The 12,892-nt window shown below is 62.8% G+C and carries 13 protein-coding genes and 1 riboswitch; of the genes, 5 read left to right on the forward strand and 8 right to left on the reverse strand.

What is annotated here, in order from left to right; genetic code table 11:
- Positions 1-79 precede the first annotated feature (79 nt).
- From trmB to CLV78_RS08350, 6 genes are all read right to left on the reverse strand, one after another.
- On the reverse strand, positions 80-793 hold the full coding sequence (gene trmB / locus CLV78_RS08325) for a tRNA (guanine(46)-N(7))-methyltransferase TrmB (RefSeq protein ID WP_106204307.1): 714 nt from the start codon (positions 791-793) through the stop codon (positions 80-82).
- Positions 794-929: 136 nt separating this feature from the next.
- Positions 930-2,099: a methionine adenosyltransferase gene (gene metK / locus CLV78_RS08330; RefSeq protein ID WP_106204308.1), complete on the reverse strand. Its 1,170-nt coding sequence runs from the start codon at positions 2,097-2,099 to the stop codon at positions 930-932.
- A gap of 3 nt (positions 2,100-2,102) precedes the next feature.
- Positions 2,103-2,151, reverse strand: a riboswitch (SAM-SAH riboswitch).
- A gap of 32 nt (positions 2,152-2,183) precedes the next feature.
- Entirely contained in the window at positions 2,184-3,716 is a 1,533-nt protein-coding gene (gene lnt / locus CLV78_RS08335; protein WP_170111656.1) for an apolipoprotein N-acyltransferase, read from the reverse strand.
- A 6-nt stretch (positions 3,717-3,722) separates the two neighbouring features.
- On the reverse strand, positions 3,723-4,697 hold the full coding sequence (locus CLV78_RS08340; RefSeq protein ID WP_106204310.1) for a transporter associated domain-containing protein: 975 nt from the start codon (positions 4,695-4,697) through the stop codon (positions 3,723-3,725).
- A 38-nt stretch (positions 4,698-4,735) separates the two neighbouring features.
- On the reverse strand, positions 4,736-5,236 hold the full coding sequence (gene ybeY, locus CLV78_RS08345; protein ID WP_106204311.1) for an rRNA maturation RNase YbeY: 501 nt from the start codon (positions 5,234-5,236) through the stop codon (positions 4,736-4,738).
- Positions 5,237-5,292: 56 nt separating this feature from the next.
- Positions 5,293-6,309 carry a PhoH family protein gene (locus CLV78_RS08350; RefSeq protein WP_106204312.1) on the reverse strand — a complete coding sequence of 339 codons (1,017 nt, stop codon included), beginning with the start codon at positions 6,307-6,309 and terminating at the stop codon, positions 5,293-5,295.
- A 592-nt stretch (positions 6,310-6,901) separates the two neighbouring features.
- On the opposite strand from CLV78_RS08350, the gene CLV78_RS08355 reads away from it, so the two are divergent.
- Positions 6,902-7,234, forward strand: a complete 333-nt coding sequence (locus CLV78_RS08355; protein WP_106204313.1) for a hypothetical protein — start codon at positions 6,902-6,904, stop codon at positions 7,232-7,234.
- Positions 7,235-7,315: 81 nt separating this feature from the next.
- On the opposite strand, the gene miaB is transcribed toward CLV78_RS08355, so the two are convergent.
- On the reverse strand, positions 7,316-8,629 hold the full coding sequence (miaB, locus tag CLV78_RS08360; protein ID WP_106204314.1) for a tRNA (N6-isopentenyl adenosine(37)-C2)-methylthiotransferase MiaB: 1,314 nt from the start codon (positions 8,627-8,629) through the stop codon (positions 7,316-7,318).
- 166 nt (positions 8,630-8,795) lie between these two features.
- On the opposite strand from miaB, the gene CLV78_RS08365 reads away from it, so the two are divergent.
- Positions 8,796-9,659 (forward strand): glycosyltransferase family protein, encoded by an 864-nt coding sequence (locus CLV78_RS08365; protein WP_106204315.1) that lies wholly within the window; start codon positions 8,796-8,798, stop codon positions 9,657-9,659.
- Positions 9,660-9,726: 67 nt separating this feature from the next.
- Here the strand turns inward: CLV78_RS08365 and irr are convergent, their stop codons facing one another.
- Positions 9,727-10,143: a Fur family transcriptional regulator Irr gene (irr, locus tag CLV78_RS08370; RefSeq protein WP_106204316.1), complete on the reverse strand. Its 417-nt coding sequence runs from the start codon at positions 10,141-10,143 to the stop codon at positions 9,727-9,729.
- Between the two features lie 176 nt (positions 10,144-10,319).
- Here irr and fabA point away from each other — a divergent pair, with 176 nt between their 5' ends.
- From fabA to CLV78_RS08385, 3 genes are read left to right on the forward strand one after another with little or no spacing between them, the layout of a single operon-like run.
- Entirely contained in the window at positions 10,320-10,832 is a 513-nt protein-coding gene (gene fabA, locus CLV78_RS08375) for a 3-hydroxyacyl-[acyl-carrier-protein] dehydratase FabA (protein ID WP_106204317.1), read from the forward strand.
- Between the two features lie 28 nt (positions 10,833-10,860).
- Positions 10,861-12,093 carry a beta-ketoacyl synthase N-terminal-like domain-containing protein gene (locus tag CLV78_RS08380; protein WP_106204518.1) on the forward strand — a complete coding sequence of 411 codons (1,233 nt, stop codon included), beginning with the start codon at positions 10,861-10,863 and terminating at the stop codon, positions 12,091-12,093.
- A gap of 10 nt (positions 12,094-12,103) precedes the next feature.
- Positions 12,104-12,892 carry an enoyl-ACP reductase FabI gene (locus tag CLV78_RS08385; protein ID WP_106204318.1) on the forward strand — a complete coding sequence of 263 codons (789 nt, stop codon included), beginning with the start codon at positions 12,104-12,106 and terminating at the stop codon, positions 12,890-12,892.

Here is a 12,892-nt window from a genome sequence, read left to right on the forward strand (position 1 = left end):
ACGCCATGCGCGCAACCGCAACGACGGTTTCGCCGCTGTCGGGGTGCTACAAGTGGAGTTCCAGCAGCCTGCCGGGTGATCAGTCCCGCCGGAATGTCAGGTAGTGTGGGACACGTCCCTCCCGAATGGCCTTCTGTTCATACCGCGTGGAGAACCAGTCATCCCAAGGCTCCCGCCAATCGGCCGGGCGTTCCGCCATCCAGTGAAACCCGTGCTTCGGGACCTGCTCAAGGGTCTGTCGGACATAGTCCGGGATATCCGTCGCAACGCGCAAAACCGCACCGTGCTTCATGACTCGCGCCAGGGGGGCCAGGTGTTCTGGCGTCACGAACCGGCGTCTGTGGTGCTTCTTCTTGGGCCAGGGATCCGGATAGAGCAGGAATGCGCGGGCGATGCTTTGCTCTGGCAGGACATCGAACATGTCGCGTGCGTCGCCGGGATGGACCCGGATATTGTCGGCGCCGGCGGAACGGATCTTGCCCAGCAGCATCGCGACACCGTTGATGAAGGGCTCGCAACCGATGATCCCGACATCGGGGTTTCGGCTTGCCTGGTGCACCATGTGCTCGCCACCGCCGAAGCCGATCTCCAACCAGACGTCACGCCCGCCAAAGAGACCGGCCAGATCCAGAGGGACCCGGTCCGGGTTCACATCCCAGTCGACCGCCCCCGGCGAGAGCTTTGACAGGTCCTCGTCAAGGTAGGTGAGCTGGCTGGGACGCAGGGTCTTGCCATGGCGGCGGCCATAGAAATTGCGCCAAGGGGCGCCGGAGGGAGACTCTTTCTTCGACATGCCGGGCCTTTCGCAAACCCGCGCCGTCCCGTCAAGCTCGCGTCAGGCCGCGCGCCCAACGGGATGAGGGGCCGAACGGCCCTGAAGACGGGCGGGAGTACCCTGCCGATGGCAGGGTCGCCGCCATCCTATCGCGTTACCTCACGGCCTTCTTCAGCGCTTCGACCAGATCGGTTCGCTCCCAGCTGAACCCACCGTCGGCTTCGGGATCGCGCCCGAAGTGACCATAGGCCGCCGTGCGCTGGTAGATCGGCCTGTTCAAGCCGAGGTGGGTCCGGATCCCGCGTGGCGTCAGGTCCATCACGCTTGCAACCGCCCGTTCGATTGCGACCTCATCGATCGCTCCGGTGCCGTAGGTGTCCACATAGATCGACAGAGGCTTGGCCACGCCGATGGCATAGCTCAGCTGCAGGGAGCACCGTTTCGCCATACCCGCCGCCACGATGTTCTTTGCAAGGTAGCGCGCGGCATAGGCCGCTGACCGGTCCACCTTGGTCGGGTCCTTTCCGGAGAAGGCCCCGCCGCCATGCGGTGCCGCACCGCCATAGGTATCGACGATGATCTTTCGCCCGGTCAGGCCAGCATCACCGTCGGGCCCGCCGATCACGAATGTCCCGGTCGGGTTCACCCACCATTCGGTCTTGTCGGTCACCCATTCGGTGGGCAGCACGTCACGAATGTGCGGCTCGACGATGGCACGGATGTCGTCCGAGCTCTGACTTTCTTCCGCGTGCTGCGTGGACAGGACCACCGACGTCACCTCGACGGGCTTGCCGTCTTCGTAGCGGATCGACAGCTGCGACTTCGCATCGGGCCGGAGGCTCGGCTCTGCGCCGGACTTGCGCACCTCGGCCAGCCGACGAAGGATCGCGTGCGCATACTGGATCGGGGCCGGCATGAGATCCGGCGTCTCCTCCACCGCGTAGCCAAACATGATCCCCTGATCCCCGGCACCTTCGCGGTCCACACCCTGCGCGATATGCGCAGACTGCTCGTGCAGGAAGTTCAGGACGTGGCAGGTGTTCCAGTGGAAATGCTCCTGCTCGTAGCCAATATCGCGGATACAGTCGCGGGCGATCTGGCCGATCCGCCCCATGTAATCCTTGAGACGTTCCTGCTCGGACAGCCCCACCTCTCCGCCAATCACGACCATACCGCTGGTCGCGAAGGTCTCGCAGGCCACGCGCGCCGTTTCCTCTTCGGTCAGGAAGGCGTCGAGGACCGCATCCGAAATCCGGTCGCACACCTTGTCGGGGTGCCCCTCGGAAACAGATTCCGAGGTGAAGATATAGTTCTGTCGGGACATGATTGCTCCATTGAAATTCTCCCGCCACGCCAGGAAGCCGTTGTGACGGTCAGGTTTCGGGCTTAGGCCCGTTTGCAGGTGGGGTCAACCGGCCGCCTTCCGCCGTCGCCGTGCAATCAAGACCAGTGTCACCAGCGCCATACCGCCCGCGATTGGCCCATCGCCCGATCTGGCGTAAAGCGGCGCGGCAATCGGCGCGGGCAGGTGGGCGTCCGCATAGCCCGCTTCGCCGAGGTCCACGCGCACAATCTCCCGGCCGTAGGGATCGAACAGGGCCGAAATGCCCGTGTTTGCGGCACGGGCGACCGGAAGCCCCTGCTCCACCGCACGCAGCCGGGCCAGCGCCAGATGCTGGTACGGGCCGGATATCCTGCCGAACCAGGCATCGTTGGTGATATGCACGATCCAGCCACCGCGGTCGTCAAGTGCAGCAATGTCTTGCGGAAAGATCGCTTCGTAGCAGATCAGGGGCACCGCGCGCCCCGCCCGGCCAAGATCCACGAGCCTCGGGCCGGGACCTGCCGAGTACCCTCCCGTGGCATTCGCCGCGAGGCCGAAGACCCCCCAGCGGGAGAACACATCCATCAGCGGCATGTACTCCCCGAATGGCACAAGGTGGTGCTTGTCATAGGTGTCCCGCACAGCACCAGACGCGTCCAGCACCGCAAGGCTGTTGAACCACCGCCCGGCATCGTCACGCCGCTGAACGCCGATCACGACCTCTGCACCATCCGCCGCCTCCGCGATCCGGCGCAGGACCGGATCGGCATGGCGCAATAGGTAGGGCACCGATGTCTCGGGCCAGACAACGACATCCGGCCGAGCACCTTCCGAGGTTGCAGCGGCGGTGTAGCGCAACTTCCGGTCCAGAAAGACCGGGATGAGGGCCGGGTCCCATTTCTCATGTTGCGGCGCGTTGGGTTGAACAAGTCGAATGATCACCGGCCGGTCAGGCCCCGCAGCTGACTCCTCGGGAACACGCAACCGCGCATAAACCGCGGGAAGGGACAGCAGCGACACAGACACGAGGCAGCCCAGAAGCGCCCGCCTGCTGCCGAACAACACCGGCATGGCCGCCGCGAGCAGCGTCATCAGTGTCAGGCCGTGCGCACCGAATATGGCCGCGCCCTGCATCTGCGGCAGGCCGATCCAGATGTGCCCGATCAAGGCCCAGGGGAAGCCCGTGAGGATGTACGACCGCAGCATCTCTGCCGTTCCCAACAGCACGATCAGCCACAACACTCTCTCCCCTGGTCCCCTCCCCAACCACGTTGCGAGCGCAAAAGCCGTGGCCCAGAACAATGCCAGGCCGCCGGCCATGAACACCAATGCAAATGGGGCCATCCACCCATGGCGGGCAAGATCGACAAGGAATGGCTCAACAATCCAGGACAGTGCAATCGCGAAGTGCCCGGTGCCAAGCGCCCACCCCCGCCACCAGGCGATCCGCCCGTCTTCGATCTGGCTGAAAAGTGCGATTGCGGCGCACATCGCAACCATCGCCAGCCAGGCCCATCCAAGCGGTGCCTGCCCCAGCGCGACCAGTGCGCCCAACGCAAAAAACGCGACCAACCCGGAGCGTCGACCAACCATTGCACGCGACACTGCTGTCGCCATTCCAGACTACTCTGCGGCCGCTGCCGTCGGCACGGCCGAACCTGACAACGCGGGGCCGGACATCGAGGGACCGGGAACTGCGGCTCCAACGCCCGGGACACGCACCCGAAGGCGCTTGATCCGGCGCGGATCGGCGTCGATCACCTCGAACTGGGCACCGGACGGATGCGGAATGACCTCGCCGCGGGCCGGAACGCGACCGATCTCCATGAACACGAGCCCGCCGAGTGTGTCGACCTCCTCCTCGTCCTCAGCCTCGACCAGTTTCAGACCGATCTCGGCCTCGAATTCCTCAAGGGGTGTCCGTGCGAAGGCGAGGTAGCAACCGGGCTTCTCCTCGACCCAAAGCTCTTCCTCCTCGATGTCGTGTTCGTCCTCGATCTCACCGATCACCTGTTCGATCAGATCCTCGATCGTCACGAGCCCGTCCACGCCACCATATTCGTCGATCACCAAGGCCATGTGGCGCCGGTCGGTCTGCATCTTTTGCAGCAGCACGCCGATCGGCATCGAAGGCGGCGCGAAGATCAGGGGCCGCAGCATCGTCTCCAATTCGAACGTTTCCGGGTTCCTGCCATTGAAGCCATGCCGGAGAGCAACGTCCTTCATGTGGACAAGCCCCAGCGGGCTGTCGAGCGTGCCGTCGAAAACCGGCAACCGCGTGTTGCCACTGTCGCGGAAGACATCGATCAGTGACTCGAGGTCGATGTCGACCGGCACCGACGTGATTTCCACACGGGGGATGGCGACGTCCTCGACCCGCATCTGGCGCAGGTTGGCCATGCCACGCGACAGGCCATTGGCCGGCGCCACCGCCCGCCCTTCGCCAACTGTGGCGACGGTCGTGAATTCGTCAGGGAGGTTTTTCCGATCACCGAACAGGAGCCAGTGAAGCCGGCCCCAAAACCCCATTCGGTTCGATATGTCGGGCTCTGGCGCGCGCTGCGCTGCGCTAGAAGAGCCCTCGGGAGTGTCGCCCATATGTCCTTTCCAAAATCAACTGGACCTTCCGGTCCGCCCTAATATGGGTTCGGAAGACCGAGTTCGCCAAGTATTGCGACCTCAATTCCTTCCATCAAGGCCGCATCTTCATCACAAATGTGATCATAACCCAACAAATGAAGGATTCCATGGACGATCAAATGCGTCACGTGAGCCTCCACCGGCTTGCCGGCTGCCGCAGCCTCCGCCCGGCATGTCTCCCAGGCGAGCGCGATGTCGCCCAGAAAGGTCGGTTCACCGGGGAAATCGGCCTCTGGCAAGGCCGGCTGTCCGCCGGGTCGTTCGGCTGAAAGGTCTTCTGCTGGCCACGAAAGCACGTTGGTTGCGGTTTCCTTTGCCCTGAAATCGGCATTCAGCACCGCAATCCGCGCGTCATCGGTTGCAAGCAGCGCGATCTCCGCCGCCTCAGGGAGTCGAAGGTGGCGCAGAACCCGGATCGCCGCGGCTTCGGCCAGTTCAGGCAGCCCGATGGTGTCCCAAGGCTCGGCCTCGACCACGATTTCGACAATCTCGTTCATCTTGCGTCCTGCGGCAGGTTTCCGCCGCCCGGAGCGCGTGATCGCGGTGAACGCGATCAGCCCGGCGGCGAATCAGTGTCATAGGCCTCGATGATCCGGGCCACAAGCGGGTGTCGCACGACGTCCTTTGCGGTGAAATAGTTGAAGGAGATTCCGTCGACACCCTTCAAGAGCTGCTCCGCCTCGATCAACCCGGACTTCACACCGCGTGGCAGGTCCACCTGGCTGCGGTCGCCGGTGACCACCATGCGGGATCCCTCTCCCAGACGGGTCAGAAACATCTTCATCTGCATCGTCGTCGCATTCTGCGCCTCGTCCAGAACGACAGCCGCGTTCGCCAGCGTGCGGCCGCGCATGAAGGCGAGCGGCGCGATCTCGATCTTCTTCTCTTCCTTCAGCTTGTTCACCTGCTTGCCGGGAAGGAAGTCGTTCAGCGCGTCATAGAGCGGCTGCATGTAGGGGTCGACCTTCTCCTCCTGCGTTCCGGGAAGGAAACCAAGACGCTCGCCGGCCTCGACCGCCGGACGGCAAAGGATGATCTTGTCCACATGCCCTTCCACGAAGAGGTTTACCGCGACCGCGACCGCAAGATAGGTCTTGCCCGTGCCCGCCGGGCCGATGCCGAACGCCAACTCGTTGGACATCAGCGAGCGTACATAGGCTTTCTGTGCCTCGGTCCGAGGTTCCACGATCTTCTTGCGGGTCTTGATCTCCACGCGCCCGCCCTGGAACATCTCCAGCTGATCGGCGGCCCGCGGCGCGGCCTCGTCTTCGAGCGTCCCGAGCCGGATGGCTCCGTCGATGTCGCCGGGCTCCAGAGAACGCCCCGCTTCAAGACGTTCGTACAACTCCTGAAGGATCACGGCCCCGCGGGCTCGGCTGTCGCCATCGCCGATCAGCGCAAGATGATTGCCGCGCCGGATGATCTGAAGTCCAAGCTGGTGCTCTATCTGCGACAGGTTCCGGTCGAACTCGCCGCAGAGTTCCACCAGTAGGCGGTTGTCGGGAAATTCCAGAGGGGTTTCCAGGATCTCGGAAGATTGCGTCGGGGGGGTCAGGGCGCTGATTCCCAAAAATGCGGCTCCGCTGCTCGTGTTGTCCGTGGTTCAATGCTGCCCTGCTTGCTGCACCTCTGGCAAGTGAAACTGCGGAAAAATCACGTGAGTGACACAAAAAGAGCCGCATGCGCGCGTCACGACTGCCATATCTAGCGTCTGGCACCGTCTCGCACTTCGCGCGCGCCGGTCCCCGCGGATGCTGCGATCCGGTGTGGAAACAACTGCTTGAACCATCCCCGTGCCCACCGCACTGAAACGCATTTTCGCTGCCCCGGCGCCAGCGGTCCGCCAGCTTCACTGAACGGGCCCGTTGTGCGAATCGCTGTTCGACCCGGATTGAGCGGAAAACCGCACCAATGCGGCGATCATTTTGCGACTGTTCCCGATATGGACACAGAAACGGCCGGGATGGGATGGTTTCAATCGGGAGGACGGGACGGCGCGAAGATAATCATTTGAAAATAGTAATGAAATTGATCGTTTCTCGATCCCGGGCTTAACAATCGACGCGGGGCGGGTATGATTTCGTGGGGTTTTACCAAAAATACACCGCTCCGGGGGCTGTCTCGGCTAGTAGGTTGCGTTCAAAAACGGGAAGGACGGTACAATGAAGAAATTGACCATGGTGGCGGTGGCCGCCGCGATTGCGTTGCCTGTGGGAGGGGCAGCATTTGCACAAGGCAAGCCCTCGCATCCCGAATCCTCCGGCAAAGGGACCATCAACATCAGTTGCTACCGCGGCGCCCTGAAGACGGTGGCCTGGGATCGTCCCAATGCCGTCTTCATCGAGGACCTTCTCAGCTACGGCTATACTTGGAAGCAGGCCCACACAATTGGTGAGCGTGTCTGTCGGGACGAATATGGCGTCGGCAATGGCGAACACAAGATCGCAACGCTCAAGCGCCTGATGGTCGAACATCCGGTCGGGTCCGACTTCTGATATACCGCTGACTCTGGCGCAATTTGAAGGGCATCGCTCCGGGCGATGCCCCGAATGCGTTCGCGCGGTTCGCACATTCCCTCAGACGAGCACACCACCCAGTGAGTTGGGTCCGCTTTCGGAAATCAGAACGCGCGCGAGCGTTCCGGCCGGCAGATCGGTCTGAACATGCACGGCATGGAGGTGGTCGGACTTGCCGACCATCTGTCCGTCCATCCGCCCGGCCCTTTCGAACAGCACACCGACCTCGCGTCCAACCATTGCGTCCTGCGCCTCGCGTTGCTGCTTGGTCAGCAATGCCTGAAGGCGTTGCAGGCGATCGTCGGCAGCCTCCGGGTCGACAAGCGGGCGTTCCGCTGCCGGTGTGCCCGGGCGGGAGGAGTATTTGAAGGAAAAACACTGCCCGTATTTCACGGCCTCCACGAGCTCCATGGTGGCACGGAAATCAGCCTCCGTCTCTTCCGGGAAGCCGACGATGAAATCGCCCGAGATCAGGATATCCGGACGCGCCGCACGGATGCGTTCGATGAGCCGGATGTACTCTTCCGCCGTATGCCCCCGGTTCATCCGTTTGAGGATGCGGTCGGAACCTGACTGCACAGGCAGATGCAAATAGGGCATGAGCTTTGCGCAATTGCCGTGTGCAGCGATCAGATCATCGTCCATGTCATTCGGGTGCGATGTGGTGAAGCGAATCCGCTCCAGCCCGTCGATCTCCGCGAGGCGCCGGATCAGGCTGGCCAGCCCCCGGCTCTGCCCGTTTTCCTCACCATGATAGGCATTCACGTTCTGCCCCAGCAACGTGATCTCCCGCACGCCCTGCTCCACCAGTCCCTCGGCCTCACGCAGCACCCGCGAGACCGGGCGGGACGCTTCGGCGCCACGGGTATAGGGTACCACGCAAAAGGCGCAGAACTTGTCACAGCCTTCCTGCACCGTCAGAAACGCGGTCGGACCGCGCTTTGGCTTGGGCCGCCTGGGCAGGTGGTCGAACTTCAGCTCCTCGGGGAATTCGGTATCCAGCGCCTTGCCACCGGCCCGTGCCTGCCGCTCCAGTTCGGGCAAGCGGTGGTAGCTTTGCGGACCGACAACAAGGTCAACCATCGGCTGGCGCCGCATGATCTCTTCGCCTTCGGCCTGGGCGACACAGCCTGCCACTCCAATCTTCAGGTCGGGATTGCCGGCCTTCAGTGGCTTGTACCGGCCAAGCTCCGAATAGACCTTTTCAGCCGCCTTTTCGCGGATATGGCATGTGTTGAGCAGGATCATGTCCGCGCCTTCGGGGCTGTCGACCTGCTCATAGCCCTGCAGCGCCTCTGCCATGCGCTCGCTGTCATAGACATTCATCTGACAGCCATAGGTCTTGATGTAGAGCTTCTTCGGCGTCTCGGTCATCTGCCACATCTCCTGTACGCTGGCGCGCCGGATACCCCAGCCGCATCAAATGCGCAACGTCCGCGCAAGCTGTGCGGCCGCTGTTGCGCGGAACCCGGCCTTGACCGTAGGCTGCCGGCCAAAGCGAGCCGGTCAAGGCGCTTGCAACCAAGGCGACAGGCAACGGATGCACTATCCCGATATCGACTCCTTCGTGAAGGCGGGCAAGGCAGTGCTCGACCGCGGGCCCATTGCCGCGATTTTCGTGGAGGACGACATAGAAATCGCCTCCACCGTCGAACACCATGTCAAATGCGGGTTTCAGACCCTGGTCTTGCTGACGGCCCCCACGGTCGAACTTCCCGGCGATCTGCCGGACTTTGTGCATTCGCTTCCCAACGATCCCCATCGCGACGAGGCCATTTGCGACCCGCTCAACCGCATTGTCGCCGCCGCCCCGGCGGGGACGTGGATGTACTATGGCTACAACGCCGAGTACCTGTTCTACCCCTTCTGCGAAGATCGCACGGTGGGCGAGATGCTGGCATTCCACGCCGAGGAACGGCGGGATGCGATGGTCACCTTTGTCGTGGATCTCTATGCCGACGACCTCGACACCTACCCGAATGCTGTCGCGTGCGACCGAGCGCACCTCGACCGCGCCGGATATTTTGCCCTATCCCGCAATGGCGAGCATGGCCCCAAGGAGCGGCAACTCGACTTCTTCGGAGGCCTGCGCTGGCGGTTCGAGGAACATGTGCCTAAGGACCGGCGCAAGATCGACAGGGTGTCGCTGTTCCGCACGAAACCCGGGCTTCGGCTGCGGCCCGATTTCACCTTCAACGACGAGGAATACAACACATTCTCCTGTCCTTGGCACCACAACCTGACGGCGGCTGTGTGCTCTTTCCGGACGGCGAAGGCGCTGAAGCTCAACCCCGGGTCATCGCCGGAAATCAGGAGCTTTGGCTGGTTCAACAGCACGCCGTTCGAGTGGTCATCCCAACAATTGATGGATCTTGGGCTGATGGAACCGGGTCAGTGGTTCTAGCTGCGGCACGACGTCTGATTCGCGAGGCACTGCAAATCCTGTTGTGCCTTTGAAAGGCGCTTCGGGATCAGGTTCGCCGAAGGCGGATCACCACATCGACACTCGCCAGTTCCGCACCCTCCGGGATCTCCGGCAGGCTTGCGATTTCGAGTTGGTCGGCCGGGGCGTCGGTCAGGCTCTGGCTGTCTTCCCAGTAAAAATGCGGATGATCCTCGGTGCAGGTGTCAAAGTAGCTCTTTGTTCCGTCCACCGTGATCTCGCGCATCAGCCCAGCTTCGCAGAAGGCCCGAAGCGTGTTGTAGACCGTTGCGAGCGAAACCCGCTCCCCGGACTTGCGCGTCGCCTCGAACAGGCTCTCGGCGGTGACATGGCGATTGCAACCGTCGCCAACCAGTAGCGCGGCCAGAAGCAGACGCTGACGCGTCGGCCGCAGGTCTCCCTGCACAAGCCACTCCGATCCGCGCTGTCTTTCCTGGGTATTCATCATGCCTGTCCGTCGCGCTGCCTGACCCATGTTATATGCGGTCCAATGTCTGGAATTCAATTGAAAACAGATCGCAACGCGCCACCGACGGGACGGTCTGGCGCCCTTGCGCCTGATCAATTTGCGGTGATAGACAGCCCGAAACACCTGTAGGGCGCATTGGGAGGCACGGCGGAATGGCCGAGAGAAAAACGAGTTTCGACAAGGAAGACCTGCTGGCGTGTGCCCGTGGAGAGATGTTCGGCCCCGGCAATGCACAACTCCCGCTTCCGCCGATGCTGATGGCCGACCGGATCACCGACATCTCCGACGAAGGTGGCGAGTTCGGCAAGGGCTACCTTGAAGCCGAGTTCGACATCGATCCGGAACTCTGGTTCTTCCCTTGCCACTTCCCCGGAAACCCGGTCATGCCCGGCTGCCTTGGCCTTGACGGGTTGTGGCAACTCACCGGGTTTGGCCTGGGATGGCGCGGGCTGAATGGCCAGGGCTTTGCGCTCGGCGCCGGCGAAGTGAAGTTCTCCGGCATGGTGCGCCCCTCCACGAAGATGATCACCTACAGGATCGACTATTCCCGCGTCATCGACCGCAAGCTCAAGCTGGGCGTCGCCAACGGCAAGGTCTATGCTGACGGCGAAGAGATCTACAACGTGACCGGCCTCAAGGTCGGCCTCGCTGAAGCCGAATCCTGATCCGCAATCGGTCTCAAGGAGAGCCATGATGCGTCGCGTCGTCGTCACCGGTCTGGGAATCGTCTCCCCCATCGGCAATTCCGCAGATGAAGTCACCGACTCCCTGAAAGCCGGCGCCTCCGGCATCGCCTTCGACGAAACGATGGCGGAGCATGGTTTCCGCAGCCAGGTTTCCGGGCAACTCAACATCAACACCGCCGAGCACATCGACAAGCGCACGCTGCGCTTCATGGGCCCGGGGGCGGCCTTCGCCCATATCGCGATGCAGCAGGCCATTGCCGATGCCGGCCTTTCGGACGACGACGTCGTCAACGTCCGCACCGGGCTGGTGGCTGGATCTGGCGGGCCCTCCACCTCCGCGATGCTAACCGCGCACCAGACCGTTCTGAAGACAGGCGCCACAAAGCGGATCGGGCCCTTCGCGGTGCCCAAGTGCATGTCGTCGACCATCTCTGCGAACCTCGCCACAGCGTTCAAGATCAAGGGGATCAACTACTCGATCACCTCCGCCTGCTCGACCTCGCTGCATTGCATCGGCAATGCCTCCGAACAGATCATGATGGGCAAGCAGGACGTGATGTTCGCCGGCGGCGGCGAAGAACTGGACTGGACGCTCTCCTGCCTCTTCGACGCGATGGGCGCCATGTCGTCCAAGTACAACGACACCCCGGAGACCGCTTCGCGCGCCTTCGATGCCTCACGTGACGGTTTCGTCATCGGTGGCGGCGGCGGGATCGTGGTCCTGGAAGAGCTTGAACATGCGAAGGCGCGCGGTGCGAAGATCTATGCGGAAGTGACGGGCTTTGCCGCGACCTCCGATGGTCACGACATGGTGGCGCCCTCTGGTGAAGGCGGCGAGCGGGCCATGCGCCTGGCGCTCGACTCGCTGCCCGAGGGCCGCTCCGTCAGCTATATCAATGCGCATGGCACCTCGACGCCGGTGGGCGATGTCGGAGAGATCGAGGCGGTTCGCCGGGTGTTCGGCGACGGCAGCACACCGCCGGTATCTTCCACCAAGTCGATGACTGGCCACGCTCAGGGTGCGGCCGGGGCGATGGAGGCCGTGTTCTGCCTGCTGATGCTGAAGGGCGATTTCATTGCCCCTTCGATCAACGTGACCGATCTCGACCCGGCCCTGAAGCCGGAGGAAATCGCTACCTCGCTGGTCGAGGGTGCGGGTCTGGACACGGTCATGACAAACAGCTTCGGCTTCGGCGGCACCAACGGGTCGATGCTGCTTTCGCGGTTCAGGGACGGGTAGAGAATTCCAGATGGCAGATCTTCTCAAGGGCAAACGCGGCCTCGTCATGGGCGTGGCCAACGACCGCTCCATTGCCTGGGGCATAGCAAAGGCCATGGCCGGTGAAGGGGCAGAGCTTGCCTTCTCCTATCAGGGCGATGCCTTCGGCAAACGTGTCGAGCCACTGGCAGAATCAGTCGGGTCCGATTTCCTGCTCGATGTGGATGTCACCGACGACGACTCGCTCGACGCGGCCTTCGGCTCGATCCGGGAGCGTTGGGGCGGTTTGGATTTCCTGGTCCACGCCATCGCATATTCCGACAAGAACGAACTCGGCGGCCGGTTCGTCAACACCACGCGGGAGAACTTCCGCAACTCGTTGACGATCTCCTGCTACTCGCTCATCGACGTGGCGCGGCGAGCCGCGCCACTGATGTCCGGCAGCGGTACGATCCTCACGCTGACCTACCAGGGGTCCAACCGGGTGACGCCCTACTACAATGTCATGGGCGTGGCGAAGGCGGCCTTGGAAAGCACCGTGCGCTACCTTGCCAACGACCTTGGCCCGGACGGCATCCGCGTCAACGCGATCTCGCCCGGCCCGATGAAGACACTGGCAGGGGCCGCCATAAGCGGCGCGCGCAAGACCTTCCGTCTGACAGAGGCCAATGCCCCGATGCGGGCGAACGCCACGCTGGAGGCAGTGGGCGGTACGGCGGTCTATCTCGCTTCAGATGCGGGTGCCTGCACAAGCGGCGAGATCATCCACGTCGATGGCGGCTACCACGTGCTGGGCATGCCACAGCCCGAAAACATCTGA

It is taken from the genome of Aliiruegeria haliotis (genome assembly GCF_003003255.1).
In the GTDB taxonomy this organism is placed as follows: domain Bacteria; phylum Pseudomonadota; class Alphaproteobacteria; order Rhodobacterales; family Rhodobacteraceae; genus Tropicimonas; species Tropicimonas haliotis.